The organism is Rhodococcoides kyotonense, from assembly GCF_001645385.1.
GTDB classification, from domain to species: Bacteria; Actinomycetota; Actinomycetes; order Mycobacteriales; family Mycobacteriaceae; genus Rhodococcoides; species Rhodococcoides kyotonensis_B.
The window spans coordinates 67,484-90,247 of the sequence record NZ_LVHI01000012.1 but is presented as its reverse complement, the minus strand read 5'-3'; the positions used below and the strand labels follow the sequence as shown (position 1 = coordinate 90,247).

The 22,764-nt window shown below is 65.7% G+C and carries 22 protein-coding genes; 16 read left to right on the top strand and 6 right to left on the bottom strand.

The genetic code is table 11. From position 1 onward, the window contains the following. Nucleotides 1–40 precede the first annotated feature (40 nt). Both A3K89_RS08470 and hisG read left to right on the top strand, forming a co-directional pair. Nucleotides 41–322 carry a phosphoribosyl-ATP diphosphatase gene (locus A3K89_RS08470; RefSeq protein WP_174551393.1) on the top strand — a complete coding sequence of 94 codons (282 nt, stop codon included), beginning with the start codon at nucleotides 41–43 and terminating at the stop codon, nucleotides 320–322. A 44-nt stretch (nucleotides 323–366) separates the two neighbouring features. Then, entirely contained in the window at nucleotides 367–1,236 is an 870-nt protein-coding gene (gene hisG / locus A3K89_RS08465; protein WP_068425873.1) for an ATP phosphoribosyltransferase, read from the top strand. A 19-nt stretch (nucleotides 1,237–1,255) separates the two neighbouring features. On the opposite strand, the gene A3K89_RS08460 is transcribed toward hisG, so the two are convergent. Beyond that, nucleotides 1,256–2,077, bottom strand: coding sequence for a thioesterase family protein (locus A3K89_RS08460; protein WP_068424149.1), 822 nt, complete (start codon nucleotides 2,075–2,077; stop codon nucleotides 1,256–1,258). After that, nucleotides 2,074–2,952, bottom strand: coding sequence for a RecB family exonuclease (locus tag A3K89_RS08455; RefSeq protein ID WP_217266255.1), 879 nt, complete (start codon nucleotides 2,950–2,952; stop codon nucleotides 2,074–2,076). The genes A3K89_RS08460 and A3K89_RS08455 overlap by 4 nt, the downstream gene beginning before the upstream one ends. A gap of 140 nt (nucleotides 2,953–3,092) precedes the next feature. Here A3K89_RS08455 and A3K89_RS08450 point away from each other — a divergent pair, with 140 nt between their 5' ends. After that, on the top strand, nucleotides 3,093–4,022 hold the full coding sequence (locus tag A3K89_RS08450; protein WP_068424145.1) for a tRNA (adenine-N1)-methyltransferase: 930 nt from the start codon (nucleotides 3,093–3,095) through the stop codon (nucleotides 4,020–4,022). 46 nt (nucleotides 4,023–4,068) lie between these two features. Here the strand turns inward: A3K89_RS08450 and A3K89_RS08445 are convergent, their stop codons facing one another. Continuing rightward, a complete protein-coding gene (locus A3K89_RS08445) occupies nucleotides 4,069–4,554 on the bottom strand; it encodes a hypothetical protein (protein WP_068424143.1) in 486 nt (161 codons plus the stop codon). A 182-nt stretch (nucleotides 4,555–4,736) separates the two neighbouring features. Here A3K89_RS08445 and arc point away from each other — a divergent pair, with 182 nt between their 5' ends. The 5 genes from arc (at nucleotide 4,737) to prcA (ending at nucleotide 10,067) form a co-directional block, all read left to right on the top strand. Continuing rightward, entirely contained in the window at nucleotides 4,737–6,509 is a 1,773-nt protein-coding gene (arc, locus tag A3K89_RS08440; protein WP_068424141.1) for a proteasome ATPase, read from the top strand. 129 nt (nucleotides 6,510–6,638) lie between these two features. Beyond that, nucleotides 6,639–8,138: a depupylase/deamidase Dop gene (dop, locus tag A3K89_RS08435; protein ID WP_068424139.1), complete on the top strand. Its 1,500-nt coding sequence runs from the start codon at nucleotides 6,639–6,641 to the stop codon at nucleotides 8,136–8,138. A gap of 131 nt (nucleotides 8,139–8,269) precedes the next feature. Then, on the top strand, nucleotides 8,270–8,464 hold the full coding sequence (locus A3K89_RS08430) for a ubiquitin-like protein Pup (protein ID WP_068424137.1): 195 nt from the start codon (nucleotides 8,270–8,272) through the stop codon (nucleotides 8,462–8,464). After that, nucleotides 8,461–9,336, top strand: coding sequence for a proteasome subunit beta (gene prcB, locus A3K89_RS08425; protein ID WP_068424135.1), 876 nt, complete (start codon nucleotides 8,461–8,463; stop codon nucleotides 9,334–9,336). The genes A3K89_RS08430 and prcB overlap by 4 nt, the downstream gene beginning before the upstream one ends. Beyond that, on the top strand, nucleotides 9,333–10,067 hold the full coding sequence (gene prcA, locus A3K89_RS08420) for a proteasome subunit alpha (RefSeq protein ID WP_068424133.1): 735 nt from the start codon (nucleotides 9,333–9,335) through the stop codon (nucleotides 10,065–10,067). The genes prcB and prcA overlap by 4 nt, the downstream gene beginning before the upstream one ends. A gap of 30 nt (nucleotides 10,068–10,097) precedes the next feature. Here prcA and A3K89_RS08415 read toward each other — a convergent pair whose 3' ends face one another. After that, nucleotides 10,098–11,513, bottom strand: a complete 1,416-nt coding sequence (locus tag A3K89_RS08415) for a bifunctional phosphatase PAP2/diacylglycerol kinase family protein (protein WP_254303505.1) — start codon at nucleotides 11,511–11,513, stop codon at nucleotides 10,098–10,100. Nucleotides 11,514–11,690: 177 nt separating this feature from the next. Here A3K89_RS08415 and pafA point away from each other — a divergent pair, with 177 nt between their 5' ends. The 7 genes from pafA to A3K89_RS08380 all read left to right on the top strand — a co-directional run bounded on the left by pafA (nucleotide 11,691) and on the right by A3K89_RS08380 (nucleotide 20,156). Continuing rightward, entirely contained in the window at nucleotides 11,691–13,049 is a 1,359-nt protein-coding gene (gene pafA, locus A3K89_RS08410) for a Pup--protein ligase (RefSeq protein ID WP_174551392.1), read from the top strand. A gap of 32 nt (nucleotides 13,050–13,081) precedes the next feature. After that, nucleotides 13,082–14,116 (top strand): helix-turn-helix transcriptional regulator, encoded by a 1,035-nt coding sequence (locus tag A3K89_RS08405; protein ID WP_084423673.1) that lies wholly within the window; start codon nucleotides 13,082–13,084, stop codon nucleotides 14,114–14,116. Next, nucleotides 14,113–15,081, top strand: a complete 969-nt coding sequence (locus tag A3K89_RS08400) for a helix-turn-helix transcriptional regulator (protein WP_068424129.1) — start codon at nucleotides 14,113–14,115, stop codon at nucleotides 15,079–15,081. Before A3K89_RS08405 ends, A3K89_RS08400 begins: the two co-directional genes overlap by 4 nt. Nucleotides 15,082–15,203: 122 nt before the next feature. Further along, on the top strand, nucleotides 15,204–15,458 hold the full coding sequence (gene tatA, locus A3K89_RS08395; RefSeq protein ID WP_068424127.1) for a Sec-independent protein translocase subunit TatA: 255 nt from the start codon (nucleotides 15,204–15,206) through the stop codon (nucleotides 15,456–15,458). A gap of 71 nt (nucleotides 15,459–15,529) precedes the next feature. Next, complete coding sequence (tatC, locus tag A3K89_RS08390) at nucleotides 15,530–16,492, top strand: twin-arginine translocase subunit TatC (protein WP_068424125.1); 963 nt, start codon at nucleotides 15,530–15,532, stop codon at nucleotides 16,490–16,492. 9 nt (nucleotides 16,493–16,501) lie between these two features. Further along, nucleotides 16,502–19,234: a DEAD/DEAH box helicase gene (locus A3K89_RS08385; protein ID WP_068424123.1), complete on the top strand. Its 2,733-nt coding sequence runs from the start codon at nucleotides 16,502–16,504 to the stop codon at nucleotides 19,232–19,234. A gap of 55 nt (nucleotides 19,235–19,289) precedes the next feature. After that, on the top strand, nucleotides 19,290–20,156 hold the full coding sequence (locus tag A3K89_RS08380) for a DUF4333 domain-containing protein (protein ID WP_068425864.1): 867 nt from the start codon (nucleotides 19,290–19,292) through the stop codon (nucleotides 20,154–20,156). 16 nt (nucleotides 20,157–20,172) lie between these two features. Here the strand turns inward: A3K89_RS08380 and A3K89_RS08375 are convergent, their stop codons facing one another. Then, a complete protein-coding gene (locus A3K89_RS08375) occupies nucleotides 20,173–21,147 on the bottom strand; it encodes a 5'-3' exonuclease (protein WP_068424121.1) in 975 nt (324 codons plus the stop codon). Between the two features lie 27 nt (nucleotides 21,148–21,174). On the opposite strand from A3K89_RS08375, the gene A3K89_RS08370 reads away from it, so the two are divergent. Beyond that, nucleotides 21,175–22,320, top strand: a complete 1,146-nt coding sequence (locus A3K89_RS08370; RefSeq protein ID WP_068424119.1) for a M24 family metallopeptidase — start codon at nucleotides 21,175–21,177, stop codon at nucleotides 22,318–22,320. A 19-nt stretch (nucleotides 22,321–22,339) separates the two neighbouring features. Here A3K89_RS08370 and A3K89_RS08365 read toward each other — a convergent pair whose 3' ends face one another. Further along, complete coding sequence (locus A3K89_RS08365; protein ID WP_068424117.1) at nucleotides 22,340–22,753, bottom strand: pyridoxamine 5'-phosphate oxidase family protein; 414 nt, start codon at nucleotides 22,751–22,753, stop codon at nucleotides 22,340–22,342. Nucleotides 22,754–22,764: the final 11 nt, after the last annotated feature.

The following is a 22,764-nucleotide window of genomic DNA, read 5'->3' as shown; positions in this document are numbered from 1 at the left end:
CAGTGATGAGAGGCGTCGGCCGCGTCACGAATCCAGCGTCATGAAAGAATCATCCACCGTGAAGACCTTCGACTCACTGTTCGCCGAGCTCACCGACCGTGCCGCCACCCGTCCCGAGGGTTCCGGCACCGTGGCCGCGTTGGATGCAGGTGTGCACGCTCAAGGGAAGAAGATCATCGAGGAAGCGGGCGAGGTCTGGATCGCCGCCGAACACGAGGGCGACGACGCGCTGGCCGAGGAGATCTCCCAGCTGCTGTACTGGGTTCAGGTGTTGATGGTGGGTCGCGGGCTGAAGCTGGAGGATGTCTACCGACATCTGTGAGCAGGTTCTCCTCCATCGGACTTCTCTCACATAAGGACATCGTCATGTTGCGCGTAGCAGTTCCCAACAAGGGTGCTCTTTCCGAATCCGCCGCAGAGATTCTCAAGGAAGCCGGCTACCGGCGTCGAAGCGACTCCAAGGACCTCACCGTCCTCGACCCCGCCAACGGCGTCGAATTCTTCTTCCTCCGCCCCAAGGACATCGCAATCTACGTCGGTTCCGGCCAGCTCGACCTGGGCATCACCGGCCGCGATCTCGCGCTCGACTCAGGAGCTCCCGTCGAGGAACTTCTGTCTCTCGGATTCGGGCGTTCGACCTTCCGTTACGCCGGACCGCAGGGCAAGGACTGGTCCACCGACGACCTCGCCGGCCTCCGCATCGCGACGTCGTACCCCAATCTGGTGAAGGCCGACCTCGCAGCGCGTGGAATGGAGGCGACGGTCATCCGGCTCGACGGTGCCGTCGAGATCTCCATCCAGCTGGGTGTCGCCGACGCAATTGCCGACGTCGTCGAATCCGGTCGCTCGCTGCGGCAGAACAATCTCGTCGCATTCGGTGAGTCGTTGTGCGATTCCGAGGGTGTGCTGATCGAACGAGCAGGCGGCGACGGGAGGGACGGTAGCGACAGCAGCGACCGAACTCGGAAGCAGCTGATCGCCCGCATTCAAGGTGTCGTGTTCGCGCAGCAGTACCTGATGCTGGATTACGACTGCCCGAAGGCCATTCTCGACGAGGCTGTGAAGATCACGCCGGGAATCGAATCGCCGACGTTGTCGCCGATGGCCGACGAGAACTGGATCGCGGTGCGCGCCATGGTCTCTCGAAAGGCCCACAATTCCGTCATGGACGATCTCGCCGAGCTCGGCGCGAAAGCGATTCTGGCGTCGGACATCAGGTCCTGTCGGGCGTTCTGATCACCGGAATGTCGACACCTCACCGAGGTCGTACCAGCACCGTCTGAGCGATCCGTCCGACGGGTCCGCGTTCGTCGTGGAGTACGCCTGCGGACATCGCGAATCCGTCGGGGCCGGTGGATGTTTCGGCGGACACGCCCACCCAGTCGCCGACCGGTTCGCGAAACACGTGCACGGTCAGATCGGTGTTGAGGAACGTCCATCGGTCGATATCGATCTTGGCACCGATCCCGTTGGCGATGTCCGCGATCGAGAACAAGCGCTCCATCGGAGTCATCGATTCGCCCTCCACGAGAGCGGGTTTCGGACGCGCCCACACCTGACCGGGCCCGTCGACGCCGAACTCGGTGAGCGCGCGCATCTCGACGTTGTCGAGGTAACCGGACTTCCAGGTGCCGCCCCAGGTGTGAACAACGGCGTCGGACAACGGTTTCAGCGGCGTGTCTGCGGCGGACGAGACGGCGGATGTGTCCGCGGTGGCCATGCGCCACGCCGTTCCTCTGGCGACGGCTCGGTCGACACCGGAACTCGTACGCGCCCACAGCTCGGCGACGACGAGTTCGATGGACGACCCGGGGCGTTCCGTCCACGCGCGAACTTCGATGTCTGCGATGGGAACCGGGCCGAGTAACTCGACGACGACCCTCGTGAGCTGCATGTCGGGACGCGGGGCGACGCGCCCCAGCGCTCGGACCAGCAGAGCAGACGGGGGCGCGCCGTGCTGCATCGTGGGTGCCCACAGGCTGACGGTTCGTTCGGTGGTGCGGAACACCTCGTGGCCGCGCTCGTTCGGGCCGAGCGGAACGTAGAACGCGTCGGCTGTCGCTGGACTCGGTGTCATCGGTCGCCTCCGGTAGGCCAACCGGGGTACACAGGCGGAGTTCCGCCGAACTCCGGGCACAGCGGCTGGTGATCGCACCACTTGCACAGCGTTCCGCGACGGGGTTGGAAGTCGCCGGTCTCGCCCGCCGTCACGATCGCCTTCCAGATCGCGGACAGCATGCGCTCGAAGCGCAGCAACTCGCCCTCGTCGGGGGTGTACGTCAACGACTTCTTGTCCGCGAGATACATCAGCTTGAGCTGCGCGGGAACGATGCCGCGCATCCGCATGATCACGAGCGCGTAGAACTTCATCTGGAACAGCGCCTTGGCCTCGGTGAAACCGCTGGGCGCACGGCCCGTCTTGTAGTCGACGACGCGAACCATGCCGTTGGGCGCGACGTCGATCCGGTCAATGAAACCGCGCAGGGGAGTGCCGTCGGCGAGCTCGATCTCGACGCGCTGTTCGCACGACTCGGGTTCGAACCGAGTGGGATCTTCCATCTCGTAGTAGCCGCTGACGAGTGCTCGTGCTTGGTCGAGCAACGTGGCACGTTCGGCAGGAGTGAGCAGATCCGCAATGTCCGGAGACTCGGCGACGACGCGTTCCCACGCTGGGTCGACGAGCTCGACTGCCGTCGCCGAATCTCGTGTCGCACTGGGCATTCCGTACAGCGCTTCCAGTGCTGCGTGAACGACGGTTCCCTTGACCTGTGCGGTGGTCGACTTCTCCGGGATGCGATCGACCGCACGGAAGCGGTACAGCAGCGGGCACTGTTTGAAGTCGTTGGCGCGGGAGGGGGACAGTGCGGGCCTGCTACGTCGAGAAGGGTCCGACGCGTCCGGGGCAGTCGATCCGACGGAGAGCTCCATCGGCAGCGAATCGGTAATACTCACACCACGCAGACTAAGCCCGTCGTCCGACACGATCGTGGAGGCACGTAATCTGGTCGGTCGAGTCGTCGTCCACTTCCGAGGCGACACGACCTCCGCGAGCACCGACGAAAGAGAGAACTGCTGTGTCTTCGGACGAGAGCATGTCTTCGGACGAGACCCAGTCCCACCTCGAGACCCAGTCACACGACGAGACCCAGTCCCACGACGAGAGTCTCGCGCACCACACCGGTCCGGCCCGCAGCGGCCCGTTCCGTGTCGGTGACCGCGTTCAGCTGACGGACGGCAAGGGACGTCACTACACCGTCGTTCTCGACGCGGGCAAGGAATTCCACACCCACCGCGGCGGCATCACACACGACGCGCTGATCGGCGCCGACGAGGGCAGCGTCGTCACGTCGGTGAACGGCACGCCGTACCTCGCTCTTCGTCCGCTGCTGACCGACTACGTTCTCTCGATGCCGCGCGGCGCGCAGGTGATCTACCCGAAGGACGCGGCGCAGATCGTGCACGAAGGGGATGTGTTCCCCGGGGCTCGCGTGCTGGAAGCCGGTGCAGGGTCGGGTGCGCTCACGTGCTCGCTGCTTCGCGCCGTCGGACCGAGCGGCACCGTCATCTCCTACGAGATCCGCCAGGACCACGCCGACTACGCGGTCAAGAACGTCGAGACGTTCTTCGGCGAGCGGCCCGACAACTGGGAACTCACCGTCGCGGACATCAGCCGATTCGCCGACGACCGGCCGGGGGAGACCGTCGACCGCGTCGTTCTCGACATGCTGGCTCCGTGGGACGCGCTGCCCACCGTCGCCGACGTGTTGGTCCCGGGCGGCGTGCTCATCGTCTACGTCGCGACCGTCACGCAGCTGTCCCGCGTCGTGGAAGCCCTGCGCGAGCAGGAATGCTGGACCGAGCCGCGCTCGTGGGAATCGATCGTGCGCGGATGGCACGTCGTAGGCCTCGCCGTGCGCCCCGAACATCGGATGCAGGGGCACACGGCCTTCCTCGTCAGCGCGCGAAAGCTCGCGGCGGGGACGGTGACGCCCAAGCCGCAGCGTCGCTCCGGCAAGGGCTGAGAACAGCAAGTGTCGATCACGCGCACCGGCAGATGGACTCCGGGTTCTAGACGCAGGGCGCCTGTCCCATGGCGAGGATCTGGCATGCGCTCGCGTCGGACACCTTCCACTTGCCGTCGATCAGTACCCACGTGTTCGGCGTCGGAGCGGTCGTGCCTCGTGCGGTCGCGATCGTGACCGGCGCGGTCGCCGTCTCGCCCTCGACCGTCGGCTCGTCGACCTGGAAGGTGATGTCCCCGTAGTTCGCGAGGGCGGCCGTCATCTGCTCGAGGTTCGCCAGCCGAGCCTGACCGTTTTCCACGGTCGCGGCCTTGGTCGTCGCGTCGACCTGCGGGTCGACGAGCAGGTTCAGCGACGCGGTCAACTCGTCGACGGTCGGAGCTGCGACGTTCTCGGCCGAGGACTGATCGGTTCCGGAGGTGACCGCGGCAGTCGTCGTGTGATCCGCATGATCGGTGTCGTCGCCGGAGCTGCACCCGGCGATCAGGAGTGCCCCCGAGACGGACACGACCGCTGCTGTGACCTTGAACATTTTCACTGGTGAAGTCTCTCCCTCGAGATGCAGAAATCGCAGGTGGTCAGGCGAGGCTAACATGACGCGACTCAGGGTTCGGATGGCTCGAACCGGGGCATACGAGACCACTGGATCGTGTCCACACGCACTTTTGCCGCCGTGCCGGTAGCGTTGACTGATCGGACTGGGAGGAGTCGCTCATGAGCTCGACAGACAATCCGGATTCGGCCGCGGCCAGAGCGGAACTCGACAACGTGCGCGCCGAAGCTGCGTCGCTGCGTCGACAGCTGGGTCAACTGGGCGAATCGCCTGAACACGTACGCGAACTCGAGGTGCGCGTCGACTCGCTTTCTTTGCGCAATTCGAAGTTGATGGACACCCTCAAGGAGGCACGCCAGCAACTCATCGCGCTGCGCGAAGAGGTCGACCGCCTGGGACAACCGCCGAGCGGCTACGGAATTCTGTTGACCGTCCACGAGGACGACACCGTCGACGTGTTCACGTCCGGGCGCAAGATGCGGTTGACGTGTTCGCCGAACATCGAGACCGACACGCTCGCATCGGGGCAGACCGTCCGGCTGAACGAAGCGCTGACCATCGTCGAGGCAGGTTCGTTCGAGCAGGTCGGTGAAATCAGTACGCTTCGCGAGCTCTTGGGTGACGGCTCGCGGGCGTTGGTGGTCGGTCACGCGGACGAAGAACGTGTGGTGTGGTTGGCCAAGCCGTTGTTCGACATGGCCAACGACGAGGGCCCCGACGATCCAGGCGAGCCGTCGCGCAGGCTTCGGCCCGGCGATTCATTGCTCGTGGACACGAAGGCGGGCTACGCATTCGAACGCGTTCCCAAGGCGGAGGTCGAGGACCTCGTGCTCGAGGAAGTGCCCGACGTCGGCTACGAGGACATCGGTGGCCTCGGAAGGCAGATCGAGCAGATTCGTGACGCGGTGGAATTGCCGTTCCTGCACAAGGATCTGTTCCACGAGTACTCGCTTCGGCCTCCGAAGGGTGTGCTGCTGTACGGCCCGCCGGGATGCGGTAAAACGCTGATCGCCAAGGCCGTCGCCAACTCGCTTGCGAAGAAGATCGCCGAGGCGCGCGGCCAGGATGCCAAGGAAGCCAAGTCGTACTTCCTGAACATCAAGGGCCCCGAGTTGCTCAACAAGTTCGTCGGTGAAACCGAGCGTCACATCAGGATGATCTTTCAGCGTGCGCGCGAGAAGGCGTCCGAGGGAACGCCGGTCATCGTGTTCTTCGACGAGATGGATTCCATCTTCCGCACGCGCGGATCGGGTGTGTCCTCCGACGTCGAAACCACGGTCGTGCCACAGCTTCTCGCCGAGATCGACGGCGTGGAAGGTCTCGAGAACGTCATCGTCATCGGCGCGTCCAACCGCGAGGACATGATCGATCCGGCCATCCTTCGCCCCGGCCGTCTCGACGTGAAGATCAAGATCGAGCGTCCCGACGCGGAGTCGGCACAGGACATCTTCTCGAAGTACCTGACCGATTCGCTGCCGGTCAACGCCGACGACCTCGCCGAGTTCGGCGGAGATCGGCCGTCGTGCGTACGCGCGATGATCGAGCGGGTCGTCGACCGTATGTACGCCGAGAGCGACGACAACCGGTTCCTCGAGGTCACGTACGCCAACGGGGACAAGGAAGTTCTGTACTTCAAGGACTTCAATTCGGGCGCGATGATCCAGAACATCGTCGACAGGTCGAAGAAGTACGCGATCAAGTCGGTTCTCGAATCGGGCAATCCGGGTCTGCGGGTGCAGCACCTGTTCGACTCGATCGTCGACGAGTTCGCCGAGAACGAGGACCTGCCGAACACCACCAACCCGGACGACTGGGCGCGTATCTCCGGCAAGAAGGGCGAACGCATCGTCTACATCCGCACGTTGGTCACCGGCAAGAACGCGAGTGCGTCGCGCGCGATCGACACCGAGTCCAACACGGGGCAGTACCTGTAAGGGCCGTGTGAGGCAACCGAGGTCTTCGTCGGGGCCGTTCGTACATCGTGCGAACGGCCCCGACGCTTTCGGCCGTTCGACGGTCCTGGGTTCGATGCCGGTCGCGTTCATCACCTAGGCTCGTAGATTATGCAGCGCATCATCGGTATCGAGGTCGAGTACGGAATTTCGTCACCGAGCGAACCGACGGCGAACCCGATCCTGACATCCACCCAGGCCGTGCTGGCGTACGCCGCGGCGGCCGGAGTGCCGCGTGCGAAGCGAACCAGGTGGGATTACGAGGTCGAGTCACCCTTGCGCGACGCACGCGGATTCGATCTGGGTCGCTTCAGCGGGCCGGCCCCGGTCATCGACGCCGACGAGGTCGGCGCCGCCAACATGATCCTGACCAACGGCGCACGGTTGTACGTCGACCACGCCCACCCCGAGTATTCGGCACCGGAGGTGAGCGACCCGCTCGACGCCGTCATCTGGGACAAGGCGGGCGAACGCGTCATGGAGGCGGCCGCTCGCCACGCGTCGAGTGTTCCCGGAGCGCCGCGTCTGCAGCTCTACAAGAACAACGTCGACGGCAAGGGCGCGTCGTACGGCACGCACGAGAACTACCTGATGTCGCGAGAGACGCCGTTCTCCGCGGTGATCGCCGGACTGTCACCGTTCTTCGCATCCCGCCAGGTCATCACGGGATCCGGACGGGTCGGTCTCGGGCAGTCGGGCGACGAGGCCGGTTTCCAGCTGTCGCAGCGCGCAGACTACATCGAGGTCGAGGTGGGGCTCGAGACCACGCTGAAGCGCGGCATCATCAACACGCGCGACGAGCCGCACGCCGACGCGGACAAGTACCGCCGGCTGCACTGCATCATCGGCGACGCGAACCTCGCCGAGATGGCGACGTACCTCAAGGTGGGCACGACGGCTCTCGTCCTCGACATCATCGAGGCGGGCGTCGACCTGTCGGACCTGCAGCTGGCTCGTCCGGTCACGGCCGTCCATCAGATCAGCCACGACCCGACGCTGCGGCAGGCTGTTGCACTCGCCGACGGGCGGGAACTGACGGGTCTGGCCTTGCAGCGCATCTACCACCAGCGCGTCGCGAAGTTCGTGGCCAGTGAGGGCAACGACGACCCCCGCGTCGCCGACATCCTGGACAAGTGGGCCATGGTGCTCGATCTGCTCGAACGCGATCCCATGGAGTGTGCGAACCTGCTGGACTGGCCTGCGAAGCTGCGGTTGCTCGAGGGATTCCGTCAGCGCGAAGGGCTCGGCTGGTCGGCGCCCCGGCTGCACCTCGTCGACCTGCAGTACTCCGACGTCCGCCTGGACAAGGGCCTGTACAACCGCCTCGTGGCGCGCGGCTCGATGGAGCGGCTCGTCACCGAACAGCAGGTTCTCGACGCCGTGTCGACGCCGCCCGCGGACACGCGCGCCTATTTCCGCGGAGAGGTTCTGCGCAAGTTCGGGGCCGACATCGCCGCTGCCAGTTGGGATTCGGTGATCTTCGACCTGGGCGGCGACTCGCTCGTCCGAATCCCGACGCTCGAGCCGCTGCGCGGCAGCAAGGCGCACGTCGGCGAACTTCTGGAGACCGCGGAAACGGCCGCCGAACTCGTCGAGCAACTCACCACCTGATCTGCGGCTGCGCCGCCGTCCCCGGTATTCGAAGTCGTCGGACGTTGTGTCTTGCCACCCCTGGCGCGTATCGAATCGGTAGGGTGAAGGTCCGAGCACATCGATGCGAATACGTAAGGAGGTCGGCGACTATGGCTACGGAGCAGACACGGCGCTCTGGCGGTGGCGACGGCGACGACGAGGTCCCAGGCGAGGCCGGTGGTGGTCAGGAACGTCGCGAGAAGCTGGCGGAGGAGACCGACGACCTTCTCGACGAGATCGACGACGTGCTCGAGGAGAACGCTGAAGATTTCGTTCGCGCCTACGTTCAGAAGGGCGGCCAGTGACGGAGGATCGCACAGCCGGACACGCCCCGCGTGATCTGTTGCCGTCGTTCGGCTCTCATCACTCGTCGTTCACCGATTACCTGCGCGACCATGCACCACATCTGCTCCCCGAGGGCCGTATGACGGCGGCCGGCCACGGTATGTCGGACGTTGCGCCGCACGGCACGACCATCGTCGCCGTGACCTTCGCCGGTGGCGTCCTCATCGCGGGAGACCGGCGCGCGACGCAGGGAAACCTGATCGCGAATCGGGACATGCAGAAGGTGTTCGTCACCGACGAGTACTCGGCGGCGGGCATCGCAGGCACAGCAGGTATCGCGATCGAACTGGTACGCCTGTTCGCGGTCGAACTGGAGCATTACGAGAAGATCGAGGGCGTTCCGCTCACGTTCAACGGCAAGGCCAACAAGCTGTCCTCGATGGTGCGCAGCAACCTGGGTGCCGCGATGCAAGGTCTGGCTGCCGTCCCGCTTCTCGTCGGTTTCGACATCGACGTCAACGAGCCGGAGAAGGCGGGCCGCATCGTCTCGTACGACATCGTGGGTGGACGGTACGAGGAGCAGTCGGGATATCACGCAGTCGGGTCGGGCTCCCTGTTCGCCAAGGCAGCGCTCAAGAAGCTGTACACGCCCGGTGCCACCGAGGATGCAGCCCTCGCTGCCGTCGTCGAGGCATTGTTCGACGCCGCGGACGACGATTCGGCAACCGGTGGTCCCGACGTCACGCGGGGGATCTACCCCACGGCCGTGGCGGTCACCAGCGTCGGTGCCGCTCCGGTGGCGGAATCTCGAATCGCGGACGCGGCGCAGGCTGTCATCGCGCAGCGCGCGGCCGAAGCCCGACACGCATCGCAAGGGGGGACCGCGTCATGACCATGCCGTACTACGCGTCGGCCGAGCAGATCATGCGCGATCGCTCGGAGCTCGCGCGCAAGGGCATCGCACGGGGCCGAAGCGTCATCGTTCTCACGTTCGCCGACGGCGTTCTGTTCGTTGCGGAGAACCGTTCGACCGCGCTGCACAAGGTCAGCGAGCTGTACGACCGTCTCGGTTTCGCGGCGGTCGGCAAGTACAACGAGTTCGAGAGCCTCCGCAAGGCAGGCATTCTGCACGCGGACACCAAGGGCTACACGTACGACCGGCGTGACGTCACCGGCCGCTCGCTCGCCAAGACGTACGCGCAGGCACTCGGCACGATCTTCACGGAGCAGTTGAAGCCGTACGAGGTCGAGATCTGCGTCGCCGAGGTCTCTCATTCCGACGAGGCCCCGTCGACGCAGCTTTATCGCATCACCTACGACGGGTCGATCGTCGACGAGCAGGATTTCGTCGTCATGGGCGGCACGACCGAGCCGATCGTGACGGCACTGCGCGAGTCCTACCGTCCCGGGCTCGACCTCGCCTCTGCGGTGAAGATCGCCGTCGCGGCGTTGTCCGACGGTGCAGGCGCAGGTTCCGGGGCGACAGCAGGCGGTTCCGCCGACGGTGAGAAAAAGGTTCTCGAGGTCAGCTCGCTCGAGGTCGCCGTGCTCGATCAGGCACGCCCGCGGCGTGCGTTCCGCAGGATCGCAGGCCCGGCGCTGGAAGATCTGCTTCCCGCGTAACCCATCGGCAATTCGGGCCGGCGTCGCGTCCTACCGATCGCGGTAGAGTGCGACGCCGGTTCCGCTCGCGAACTCGAACACACGGCCGTCCGCGGTGACCTCGCCGTCGGTCGCGAGTGCCACCTCCGGTCCGACGACGGACACCGTCACGGACCGAACCCGTTCGCAGACGTACGTCGTCGACGACCCGAGCGTGCCGGTCGCGGCCGCCAACAACAGACGCGTGCGAGACAGAAACGGCTTCGACGGCAGGTAGCGCACGTCGAGGGTTCCCGAGCCGATGGAGTCCCGCGACATCGGAACCTGGTCGGACGGTGAGTACCGACCGTTCCCGACGAACAGCATCCACACTGCCTTGCGCCGGCCGTCGATCGTGACGTCGAGCGGCTCGGCCGCGGCGAGGACGCGCGCCATGGCCACCGCTGCGGCAGGCCATTTCCCGATCCGCCCCTGCAGCTTCTCGCGGATGCGCACCGAGTCCGGGTAGCCGCCGAACGTCGAGGTGTTGACGAACGACACCGTACGCGCGTCGTCCACACGCACGGTCGCGACGTCGACCATGGCAGCACGTCCGTTCTCGATGGCCGACGCGGTCGCTTTCACGTCGACGATGCCCGCGTCGCGCGCGAAGTGGTTCAATGTTCCGCCGGGGAACACGGCCAGCGGAAGACCGTGCCGCACAGCGGAATCGGCGACTGCGACGATCGAACCGTCGCCGCCGCACACCCCGAGCGCCCGCGGCTGGGCCGCCGCGATGCGCCGTTCGAGTTGCTCACCGAAATCCAGATCGAGGTCAGGCTCGAACAGTTCGGCATCGGGGAGGTATCGACGAATGTCGTTCGTGATGCCGTCGTCGTCGGTGCCGGCCCCCGAATTCGTCAAGACCAACAACCCGCCGCCGCGGGGGAGTGCGGGAGCATCGCATTCTCCCCGTACGTCGGCAGGTTCCTCGGTACGCACCGCCCACCAACGGCGGGTGGAAAGAGCGAGCGTTGCGCCCAGTGCGGCACCGGCGACGACGTCGCTCGGCCAATGAACGCCGGTGTGCACGCGTGAGTAGCAGACTGCTGCGGCGACCGGGGCGAGGACGGCCCCCGCCGCAGGCGATTCGAGGGCGACGCCGGTGACGAACGCCGCGGCGGACGCCGAGTGGCCGGACGGGAACGACGACGACACCGGGGGCGACAGAAGACGACGAACGAGCGGCGTCAGTTCGGTGCCGGGACGCGTCCGCGGAAAGAGCGGCTTGAGAAGTCCGTTCGCAACGGCGCTCGCCGCGCCGACGGCGAGCACGCCTCGAACGGCTCCGCGGCGTGTACGACCCGGACGCAACGCAAGGATGCCTGCGGACACTCCCCACAGGACGCTGTGGTTCGCTGCCGTGCTCAGCGCACGAAGTGCAGGATCGGCAACCGACGCCCGCAGTGTCGCGGTTCGGTCGAACATCGCCTCGTCCCACGCGTGAACTCGGCTGGAACAGAAGTGAAGCGTGCGGAACGACCCGGGTGCGAACGAAGCGGAACGGGTTCTCATGCGTCGAGCGTAGGTGTGCAGGCCCGGCACTCGCCGAATGCGGTGTGTTGGGAGCCGTCATCGGCGCCGTCTGCGTTGTACTGTCGAAGTGTGCAGCGACGAATTATGGGCATCGAGACCGAATTCGGTGTGACGTGTACGTTCCACGGGCACAGGCGACTCAGCCCCGACGAGGTAGCCCGCTACCTCTTCCGGCGGGTCGTGTCGTGGGGACGTAGCTCCAACGTCTTTCTCCGCAACGGCGCGCGCCTCTACCTCGACGTCGGTTCGCATCCCGAATACGCGACCGCCGAGTGCGACAGTCTCCTCCAACTCGTCACGCACGATCGTGCGGGCGAGCGCGTTCTCGAAGACCTCCTCATCGACGCCGAGCAGCGCCTCGCCGAGGAAGGCATCGGCGGCGACATCTACCTGTTCAAGAACAACACCGATTCGGCAGGCAATTCGTACGGCTGCCATGAAAACTACCTCGTCCAGCGAGCCGGTGAGTTCTCGCGCATCTCGGACGTGTTGCTGCCGTTTCTGGTCACCCGTCAGCTGATCTGCGGAGCGGGCAAGGTGCTGCAGACGCCCAAGGCCGCCACGTTCTGCCTGTCGCAGCGCGCCGAGCACATCTGGGAAGGCGTCTCGTCGGCGACGACTCGGTCGCGCCCGATCATCAACACCCGCGACGAGCCGCACGCGGACGCCGAAAAGTACCGTCGCCTGCACGTCATCGTCGGCGATTCGAACATGGCCGAGCCCACCACGATGCTCAAGGTCGGCACCGCCGCGCTCGTTCTCGAGATGATCGAAGCAGGTGTCGCGTTCCGAGACTTCGCTCTGGACAACCCGATTCGCGCGATCCGCGAAGTCAGTCACGACTTGACGGGTCGCAGGCCCGTCCGTCTGGCGGGTGGACGGCAGGCCAGTGCCCTCGAGATACAGCGCGAGTACCACTCTCGCGCCGTCGAACATCTGAAGACCCGAGAGCACGACACCCAGGTCGAGCAGGTCGTCGACTTGTGGGGCCGCACCCTCGACGCCGTCGAAGCCCAGGACTTCGCCAAGGTGGACACCGAGATCGACTGGGTGATCAAGCGCAAGTTGTTCCAGCGCTACCAGGACCGGTATTCCATCGAACTGTCCGATCCCAAGATCGCACAGCTGGATCTGGCCTACCACGACATCAAGCGGGGCCGAGGCGTCTTCGACGTACTGCAGCGCAAGGGTCTCGCCAAGCGCGTCACCGAGGACGATCAGATCGACGAGGCCGTCGACGTGCCGCCGCAGACGACGCGCGCGAAGCTGCGGGGCGAATTCATCACTGCCGCGCAGGAGGCAGGTCGTGACTTCACCGTGGACTGGGTGCATCTCAAGCTCAACGACCAGGCACAACGCACCGTTCTGTGCAAGGACCCGTTCCGCAGCGTCGACGAGCGTGTCGAGCGGTTGATCGCGTCGATGTAGCAGTCTTCGCTACGACCATTAGGCTTCTTCACGTGGCGATCAGCAAAGTCGAACGATTGATGAACTTGGTCATCTGTCTGTTGTCGACGCGTCAGTTCGTGACGGCGGAGCGGATCAGGGAAAGCGTCGCGGGATACGGGGATTCGGCAAGCGACGAGGCGTTCGGTCGGATGTTCGAGCGCGACAAGAACGAACTCCGCGACCTGGGCGTTCCTCTGGAGACGGGCGTGTCCGTCGGGAACAACGGTGTAGAGGGGTACCGCATCAACCGCGACGCCTACGAACTGCCCGACATCGATCTGAGTCGGGAGGAGGCAGCAGCCGTCGCCGTCGCCGTTCAGCTGTGGGAGTCGCCCGAGCTCACCTCCGCCGCGCAGAGCGCTCTGCTGAAGCTTCGCGCCGCGGGCATCCAGGTGGACCAGGACGAGTCGGCCGCGTCCGTGACGGCTGTGCCCGCGCGTACTCGGGGATCGGAACCTGCGCTCGGCGCGCTGCTGGCGGCCATCGACGCCGGCCGTTCGGTCAAGTTCGATCACCGGAGTTCGACGTCGGATCCGTTCACCACCCGAACGGTCGAGCCGTGGGGCGTCGTCACGTTCCGCGGGCGCTGGTATCTGGTGGGTCACGACCTCGATCGAGACGACGTTCGTACCTTCCGTCTGTCGCGCATCGGAGACGACGTGACGACGTTCGGAAGGGCGGGAAGCGTCGGAAAGCCGGACGACGTCGATCTGCAGGCGATCGTGGAGCGCGTCGCGGGGACCGCGGAGGTGAGTGGGACGGCCACCATCTGGGTCGCCGACGACCGTGCGCTCGAAATCAGACGCCTGGGCGACGTCGTCGAGCATCGCACCGTCGGCGGTCGAACGGGATCGGTGTTGCAGATTCCGGTGCGCTCGTGGGAATGGGTGACCCGGTTGGTCGCCGGACACGGTGCCGATGCGCTGGTGCTCGCACCGCTCGAACTGCGTCAGGACGTGCTCACCACGCTCCGATCCGTCGCCGGTGACGCCGGCGTCGAGTCGACCGCGAACATGACCACCGGAGTGTTCGGAATGCAACGATGAGCGCGCGTCTGTCGGTGCGGCTCGCTCGGTTGCTCAACATGGTTCCGTTCTTCCTCGCCAATCCGGGCATGAGCGCGGCCGAAGCGGCCGACGAACTCGGCGTGTCCACGAGCACTCTGATGGCCGACCTCAATCAGCTGTGGATGTGCGGACTGCCCGGCTACGGACCCGGTGATCTCATCGATCTGTCGTTCTCCGAGGAGAGCATCGAGGTGACGTTCTCGGCAGGAATCGATCGCCCGCTGCGGTTGACGTCCACGGAGGCGACCGCCTTGCTCGTGGCGCTTCGAACGTTGACGGCCATGCCGGGAATGGTGGATCCGTCGGCAGCGCAGCGTGCGATCGCGAAGATCGAGGACGCCGCCGGTACCGCGGCGGCGAACGTGCCGTCGTCCTCGGACGGTGGCGACGACGTTTCCGGAGTCGAGAACGAGGCGGCGGCGGCAGTGCGCTCCGCGTCGCGCAACCAGCACGCGCTCGATCTGACCTACTACTCGGCGTCCCGCGACGCAGTGTCCGAACGCGTCGTCGACCCGATCCGCACCGTCTTGATCGACGATCACAGTTACCTGCAGGCGTGGTGCCGTCGTGCGGAAGGTGTGCGGCTGTTCCGTTTCGACCGAATCGATCGCGCCGTGGAACTCGACGAGCCGTCGCGCCCCCCGGAGGGTGTGCCGCAGGACGACAGTTTCGACATCTTCAACGACGACCCGACGCTGCCTCAGGCGCGGCTGCGTATCGCTCCCGGATACGCGTGGGTGATGGATTACTACCCGATGACGCAGGTCGGCGCCGACGCCGACGGCTCGCTGACGGTGACCATGCGTTTCGCGACCCTCGCCTGGATGACGCGTCTGACGTTGGGCTTCGGCGAAGGCGTCACCGTTCTCGGGCCCCCTGAGCTGCAGCGCAGCGTCGAGAACCGCGCGCGGTCGGCGCTGGCTGCGTACGCGGACCTGGAGTGACTCGGAGCCTGTTGTTTCGTTCGGCTCAATACAGATGAACGAACAGGAAACGACCGGTCCTCGGCGGCGTTCCCGCCGAAAACTCGGGTACGCTCGACACCATCTGATCTTGGGAGGTAAACATGGGAGCCATGAGCCCGTGGCACTGGGCGATCGTTGCGCTCGTTGTCGTCATTCTGTTCGGTTCGAAGAAGCTGCCCGACGCAGCTCGTGGACTCGGACGTTCGTTGCGCATCTTCAAGAGCGAAGTCAAGGAGATGCAGAACGACGGCAAGTCCGACGCTCCGGCCGCACCGACCGCAGCTCCGGCACAGCTCGATTCGACCCGTCCGGTCGACGCGCACGCTCACGTTCAGCCGGACTCCAAGTCCGCCTGACGTAACCCACACACTGGGGCAAACCGGGGTGCACGCCTGCACCCCGGTTCACTGCTGAGCGAAGACAGAGAATGCGAATCCCGTTCGATCCACGGCGAAGCAAGCGCCGCCTGAATCCCGACGGCACGATGTCGTTGGTCGATCACCTGTACGAACTGCGGACCCGACTGATGTGGTCGCTGCTGGCAATGGCAGTGACGACTGCGTTCGGGTTCTTCTGGTATTCACACACGATCGTCGGCATCGAGAGTCTCGGTGACCTACTGCGTGGGCCGTACTGTTCGTTGGACCCGAGCTTGCGGGCGAATCTGAGTGGCGACGACGAGTGCAGGCTCCTCGCGACGGGACCGTTCGATCAATTCCTGCTGCGATTCAAGGTTGCGTTCACCGCGGGCGTCGTGATGGCGTGCCCGGTCTGGCTGTACCAAATTTGGGCGTTCGTGACGCCCGGCCTGTACTCGCAGGAACGCAAGTACGCCATCGGTTTCGTGACGTCGGCGGCGACGCTGTTCGTCGCCGGTGCGGTGCTCGCGTACTTCATCGTCGCCAAGGGACTGCACTTCCTGCTGTCGATCGGTGACAACGTGCAGATCACCGCGCTCAGCGGTGAGCAGTATTTCGGCTTTCTCATCAATTTGCTGATCATCTTCGGAGTCAGTTTCGAGATTCCGCTGTTGGTGGTCGCGCTGAACTTCGTCGGCGTCTTGACGTACGAACGACTCAAGGCATGGCGCCGCGGACTGATCTTCGCCCTGTTCGTGTTCGCAGCCATCGCGACTCCGGGCCAGGACCCGTTCTCCATGCTGGCACTGGCGCTGGCGTTGACGCTGTTGTTCGAGATCGCGGTCCAGATCGCGCGTCTGAACGACAGGCGTAAATTGCGGAAGAGAAACGACGATTGGGGTGATGTGTCCGATGACGAGGCAACGTCGATCGACTCCGCGAGTTCCATCGAGTCTCCGGTTTCCGTCACGCCACCGGCAGCACGCGAGCAGATCGTTCGCCGCGACCAGGATTTCACCGACACGATCTGACGTGATCGAGTGACCGTCTCCACGTCGGAATTGCAAAGATTCGCCGGCGCTCTGAATTTCCCTCTCGACCGTTTCCAGGTCGACGCCTGCACCGCTCTGGAAGCCGGTCACGGCGTGCTGGTGTGTGCCCCGACGGGTGCGGGCAAGACGGTCATCGGCGAGTTCGCGGTTCATCTCGCGCTGTCCGCAGGTCGCAAGTGCTTCTACACGACGCCGATCAAGGCGCTCAGCAACCAGAAGTTCGCCGATCTGACCGCCCGCTACGGGCGCGAATCGGTCGGCTTGCTCACCGGTGATTCGAGCATCAATCCGGACGCGCCGGTCGTCGTCATGACCACCGAGGTGCTGCGGAACATGCTGTACGCGTCGTCCGACGCACTTCGCGGCTTGTCGCATGTCGTGATGGACGAGGTGCACTACCTCGCCGACCGCTTCCGCGGCGCGGTGTGGGAGGAAGTGATCCTGCACCTGTCGCAGGACGTTCGACTGGTCAGCTTGTCCGCGACGGTCAGCAACGCCGAGGAGTTCGGTGCGTGGATGGAGACGGTCCGGGGAGACACGACGGTGGTCGTGGACGAGAACCGGCCGGTTCCGCTGTCCCAGCACATCATGGTCGGTCGTCGCCTCTTCGATTTGTTCGACAGCAGGGCCAATGCAGACGGCGCATCGAAGGTCGTCGTCGACAAGGAACTCGTCCGACACGTCAAGCAGCGTCAGGCACTCGACCACGTCGATCGCTGGCAGGCCCCCCACAGTCGCGGCCGCGGGCGCTCCGGTGGCGGTGGCAGTTACAGCGGCAGCGTCAACAACCGACCGCTTCCGCGCCCCGAGGTCATCGCGCGCCTCGATCAGGAGGGACTGCTTCCGGCGATCACGTTCATCTTCTCCCGTGCGGGATGCGACGCCGCGCTGACGCAGTGTCTGCGATCGAGGTTGGCGCTGACGACCCCGGAACAGGCCGAGGAAATCCGCTACATCGTCGACAAGCACACGTCGGAGTTGCCACGCCAGGATCTCGAGGTGCTCGGGTTCTGGGAGTGGCGTGAGGCGCTCGAGCGGGGACTCGCCGCCCACCATGCCGGAATGCTGCCGGTGTTCCGGCACACAGTCGAAGAACTGTTCGTCAAAGGGCTGGTCCGCGCGGTGTTCGCGACCGAAACGCTCGCCCTCGGCATCAACATGCCCGCGCGCACCGTGGTGCTGGAGAAGCTCGTCAAGTACAACGGCGAGACGCACGCCGAGCTGACGCCTGGCGAGTACACGCAGTTGACGGGACGTGCCGGTCGGCGCGGAATCGACGTCGAGGGTCACGCCGTCGTGCTGTGGCAACCGGGAACCGAACCGACCGAGGTCGCCGGTCTCGCGTCCACGCGCACGTTCCCGCTCAGGAGTTCGTTTCGCCCCGGCTACAACATGTCGATCAACCTCGTCGAGCAGTTCGGGGCGCCGGATTCGCGCGCGCTTCTCGAGCGGTCGTTCGCCCAGTTCCAGGCCGACCGTTCGGTGGTGGGTCTCGTGCGCGGCATCGAACGGAACGAGACGACGCTGGCTCAGCTCGGTACGAAGCTGGGTGGACCCGAGGGCGAGTACTTCGAGTACGCCAGCCTCCGTGAACGGCTCAAGGCGCGTGAGAAGACGCTCGAACGCCAGGGGAGGCAGGACCGTCGCGACAAGGCCGTCGAGTCACTGCGTGCATTGAAGCGCGGCGACGTCGTCTCCATTCCGAGCGGCCGTCGCAGTGGCCTCGCCGTCGTACTGGAACCCGACGACGATCGCGGCGATCCGAGACCGCTCTTCCTCACCGAGGACAAGTGGGCCGGGCGACTCTCGGCCGCGGACTTCCCGTCGCCTGCCGACCCTCTCGGCCGTATGCGCCTGCCACGGCACGTCGATCACCGCACCGCTCGCACCCGTCGTGACTTGGCCGCGGCTCTCCGGTCCACGGGAATCACGGCCGGGTCGGACAGGCGGCGTCGTAAATCGACGGCGGCGGACGATCGCGAGCTTGCGACGCTGCGGCGCAGCATCCGGTCGCATCCGGTTCACTCGCGTCCCGATCGCGACGAACTCGGGCGAGTCGGGGAGCGCTACAACCGAATTGCGCGAGAGACCGAGACGATGCGTCAGAAGGTGTCCGCGACGACCAACTCGCTCGCGCGAACTTTCGATCGCATTCTGGCCTTGCTCGCCGAGCGCGATTACATCACCACGGGCAAGTCGCCGACGGTGACCGAGAACGGCAGTCGCCTCGGCCGCATCTACTCGGAATCGGATCTTCTCGTCGCCGAATGCCTCCGGCAAGGGTTGTGGCGGGGGTTGTCGCCGGCCGAGCTCGCCGCGGTGGTGTCCGCGGTCGTCTACGAGTCACGTCAGGAAGGCGACCCGATCCCGCACGGCCCGACGGGTCCTATTCGATTCGCACTCGGCGAAACGGTCCGCGTGTGGACAGAACTGCATGCCGACGAGGTTCGCCACAAGCTGCCGCCGACGCGTGAGCCCGACATGGGATTCGTCAAGGCCGTGTACCGCTGGGCCAGCGACAATTCGCTCGTCGACGCGTTGCTCGCGGCCGGTGACCACGGAAAAGCCCTGTCAGGGGGTGATTTCGTCCGGTGGTGTCGGCAGGTCATCGATCTGCTGGATCAGGTACGCCTGGCAGCGCCCGATCCGGAGCTGTCGAAGACTGCAGCGCGGGCGATTTCGGCGCTGCGTCGTGGAGTGGTCGCCGTCGATGCCGCCTGAGTCGGCGCGGCGGGATACGGTATCGGTCGAGAAATCGAAACTCAGTGGAGGCGAGATGAGCGGCCCTTACGGTCCTGGCAATCCTGACGATCAGTGGTCCCGTACGCAGGGTGAATCGGGGAGCGATGCACCCGACGCCGGGCAGTCCGGTGCGCAGGCGTGGGGCCAGCACTCGCAACAGCCGTACGGCCAGTACCCGCAGGGCCAGACTCCGCAGGCCGAGAACCCGCAGGCTCAGAATCCGCAGGCTCAGAATCCCCAGGGTGGCCAGTACCCGAACCCTCAGGGCCACTATCCGCAGGGTCAGTACCCGCAGGGTCAGTACCCACAGGGTCAGTACCCACAGGGCCAGTACCAGCAGGGGCAGTACCCGCAGGGTCAGTACCCACAGGGCTATCCGCAGGGGCAGTACCCGCAGGGTGGCTATCCGCAGGGCCAGTATCCCGGACAGCAACCCGGTCAACAGCAGTACGGGCAGCAGCCCGGGCAGTACGGCCAGTATCCGCAGCAGGCGTACGGCCAGGGTCAGCCAGGTCAGGGTCAGCCGGGTCAAGGGCAGTATCCGCAGGGGCAGCAGCCGTGGAATCCGGGTAAGCAGCCGTCGCAGGGAAGCAGCTCGAAAACTCCGCTGTTCGTCATCCTCGGCCTGGTCCTGGCCATTGCCGTCATCGGCGGCGTTCTGTTCGCCACGCTCGGCGGGGGCAAGACCCTGGATCGGACGGCGGCCGAGTCCGGCGTCGAGGAAATCGTGACCGGCACCTACGGATCGTCGGGAGTGACCGACGTGTCGTGCCCGGACGGCCAGGATGTCAAGCGCGGCAACTCGTTCGACTGCTCGTTGAACGTCGACGGGATCTCGCGAACCGTGACGTTGACGTTCACCGACGACGACGGCACGTACGAGGTGTCGCGGCCGCGCTGACCGCGTTCCGATCGAGTCAGCGAGCGCCGTGAGTCGACATGGCAGTGGTCAGTCGATTCACGGCGTTGCCGATACCCAGTTCGGACGCCAACTCCGCCAGCCGTGCCTCGTCGGCCGGAACCGCGGGGATGACGTCGGAACGCGAGAACACGACGTCGGCGTCCCGGACGACGCGCACCACCGGTAGCGCGGCGTCGAGATAGTCGCTCGCTGCGGCCAACTTCGCTCGAATGCCCTGTGCCAGATCGGATGTCGGATCGGACGCGGCCGCGCGGAGCGCCTCGATCGAGCCGAACCGCAGCATGAGCGTCGACGCGGTCTTCTCGCCCACACCCTTGACGCCCGGTAGCCCGTCGGACGCATCACCCCGAAGCAGAGCGAGTTCGGCATAGGCGTCGCCCGCACGGTGCAGCGGGACGCCGTACTTCTCGGCGACCTCGACGGGCCCGAACAATTCGGCCTTCGCGAGTCCGCGCCCCACGTACAGCACGCGTACCTCGTTGGGTTCGTCGGCGGCGACCTGGAGGAGATCTCGGTCGCCACTGACGACGACGACAGGGTCGGTGCGTTCGCGGGCAGCGAGCGTGCCCAGGACGTCGTCGGCTTCGAGTCCCTCGGCGCCCGCGGTCGCGACACCGGCCGCGGCCAGTACGTCCATGATCATGTCGACCTGGGGTGTCAGAGTCTCGGGCACTTCCTCGCTGTCGGGGCTGCCGACGACTGCCTCGGCGACTCGGTGTGCCTTGTACGACGGGACCGCGTTGACGCGGAACTGCGGTCGCCAGTTCAGATCCAAGCAGACAGCCATGCGCGACGGCTCGGTGCGCGTCATCAGTGCGGCCACCATGTCGATGAAGCCGCGGACCGCGTTGACGGGTCTTCCGTCGGGAGCCGTAATCGATTCGGGCAGAGCGTAGTAGGCGCGAAACCACAGGCTGGCTCCGTCGAGAAGGAGCAAGGGCGACTTTCCCGGGGCTGTCATGGGCAACATCTTGCCAAACGCCGATAGCCTGGAGTCATGAGTTCCGATTCGACACATTCGGCTGCCCGTTTTCCGTCCGAGGTCTACGCCTCCCGCCTGTCCCGCGCCGCGGAGTACGCGCGGGAGGCCGGGCTCGCGGCACTGCTGATCACGCCCGGACCGGACCTGCAGTATCTCGTCGGCTCGAGAGCCAGTTCCTTCGAGCGACTGATCTGCCTCGTCGTGCCTGCCGACGGTGAAACGCCGACGGTCGTCGTACCCCGCTTGGAGCTGGCGGCCTTGACCGACTCCGCGGTGGCGGAGCTGGGACTGCAGATCACCGACTGGGTCGACGGCGTCAGCCCCTACGATCTGGTGGCCGAGGCGCTGCACCCCGGCGCCGCAACGGCCGTCGACGACGCCATGCCCGCGCTGCACTTCGTTCCGTTGGCCGCGGCCGTCGGCCGGGTACCGGTGTTGGCAACGGACGTGCTGCGGCGCCTGCGCATGATCAAGGACGATGCGGAGATCGACGCACTTCGTCGGGCCGGTCAGGCCATCGACCGCGTACATGCACGGATGGGGGAGTTCTTGAAGGTGGGCCGCACCGAGGCCGACGTCGCCGCGGACATCGGTGCGGCCATCGTCGACGAAGGCCACACCGGAGCCGAGTTCATCATCGTCGGGTCCGGCCCTCACGGCGCCGACCCGCACCACGAGGTGTCCGACCGGGTCATCGAAGCAGGTGACGTCGTCGTCATCGACATCGGTGGGCCCGTCGCACCGGGCTACAACTCGGATTCGACGCGCACCTACGTGCTCGGTGAGCCGACGCCGGAGATCGCCTCGCAGTACGCGGTGCTCGAACGCGCACAGCAGGCCGCGGTCGACGCGGTGCGGCCCGGAGTGACGGCGCAGTCGATCGACGCAGCGGCTCGCGACATCCTGGCGGCCGAGGGGCTCGGAGAGGCGTTCCTGCACCGGACGGGCCACGGGATCGGACTCTCGGTGCACGAGGAGCCGTACATCGTCTCCGGCAACGACATCGAACTGACCGAAGGAATGGCCTTCAGTGTCGAACCCGGTATCTACTTCCGGGGCGAGTGGGGAGCCCGGATCGAGGACATCGTCGTCGTCACCGCCGACGGCTGCGAATCGGTCAACCTCCGTCCGCACGGCCTCACGGTTCTTCCCGTCGACTAGTCCCCGCGGGAACGAGCTGTCACCGCCCGAGCAAGGATTTGGAGCCCAGAACGCGCTGGACCGCGATTCGGATGACGACTCGTTCCGGATTCTCACGGGGGACGCGGTACCGCTCGGCGTAGCGTCGCTCGGCCTCGGCGACGTCCGGACGCTCGGTCAGGACCTCGGCGGGGCCTTCGAGCGTCAGCCAGCGCGCCCCGTCGACCTGGCTCACTGCCGCGTATCCACCACGGGCTGCGTTGATCGCTTTCTGGGATCGACCGCTGGTGATGATGCGAGCGATGCCGGCGTCCGGATCCCAGGTGAACCCGACGGCGACGACGTGGGGTGTGGAATCCGGTCGCAGTGTCGTCAGCGTCGCGAGATGGCGGTCGGTGAGGAACTGCAGTGCCTCTTCGGTCAGTGACGAAGGGTCGGCGGGGGTGGTAGCCATGGACGAAACGT

Coding starts and splice junctions, on each gene's coding strand:
- A3K89_RS08470 (WP_174551393.1), top strand. CDS start 41: ATGAAAGAATCATCCACCGTGAAGACCTTCGACTCACTGTTCGCCGAG.
- hisG (WP_068425873.1), top strand. CDS start 367: ATGTTGCGCGTAGCAGTTCCCAACAAGGGTGCTCTTTCCGAATCCGCC.
- A3K89_RS08460 (WP_068424149.1), bottom strand. CDS start 2,077: ATGACACCGAGTCCAGCGACAGCCGACGCGTTCTACGTTCCGCTCGGC.
- A3K89_RS08450 (WP_068424145.1), top strand. CDS start 3,093: ATGTCTTCGGACGAGACCCAGTCCCACCTCGAGACCCAGTCACACGAC.
- A3K89_RS08445 (WP_068424143.1), bottom strand. CDS start 4,554: ATGTTCAAGGTCACAGCAGCGGTCGTGTCCGTCTCGGGGGCACTCCTG.
- arc (WP_068424141.1), top strand. CDS start 4,737: ATGAGCTCGACAGACAATCCGGATTCGGCCGCGGCCAGAGCGGAACTC.
- dop (WP_068424139.1), top strand. CDS start 6,639: ATGCAGCGCATCATCGGTATCGAGGTCGAGTACGGAATTTCGTCACCG.
- A3K89_RS08430 (WP_068424137.1), top strand. CDS start 8,270: ATGGCTACGGAGCAGACACGGCGCTCTGGCGGTGGCGACGGCGACGAC.
- prcA (WP_068424133.1), top strand. CDS start 9,333: ATGACCATGCCGTACTACGCGTCGGCCGAGCAGATCATGCGCGATCGC.
- A3K89_RS08415 (WP_254303505.1), bottom strand. CDS start 11,513: ATGTTCGACCGAACCGCGACACTGCGGGCGTCGGTTGCCGATCCTGCA.
- A3K89_RS08400 (WP_068424129.1), top strand. CDS start 14,113: ATGAGCGCGCGTCTGTCGGTGCGGCTCGCTCGGTTGCTCAACATGGTT.
- tatA (WP_068424127.1), top strand. CDS start 15,204: ATGGGAGCCATGAGCCCGTGGCACTGGGCGATCGTTGCGCTCGTTGTC.
- tatC (WP_068424125.1), top strand. CDS start 15,530: ATGCGAATCCCGTTCGATCCACGGCGAAGCAAGCGCCGCCTGAATCCC.
- A3K89_RS08380 (WP_068425864.1), top strand. CDS start 19,290: ATGAGCGGCCCTTACGGTCCTGGCAATCCTGACGATCAGTGGTCCCGT.
- A3K89_RS08375 (WP_068424121.1), bottom strand. CDS start 21,147: ATGTTGCCCATGACAGCCCCGGGAAAGTCGCCCTTGCTCCTTCTCGAC.
- A3K89_RS08370 (WP_068424119.1), top strand. CDS start 21,175: ATGAGTTCCGATTCGACACATTCGGCTGCCCGTTTTCCGTCCGAGGTC.
- A3K89_RS08365 (WP_068424117.1), bottom strand. CDS start 22,753: ATGGCTACCACCCCCGCCGACCCTTCGTCACTGACCGAAGAGGCACTG.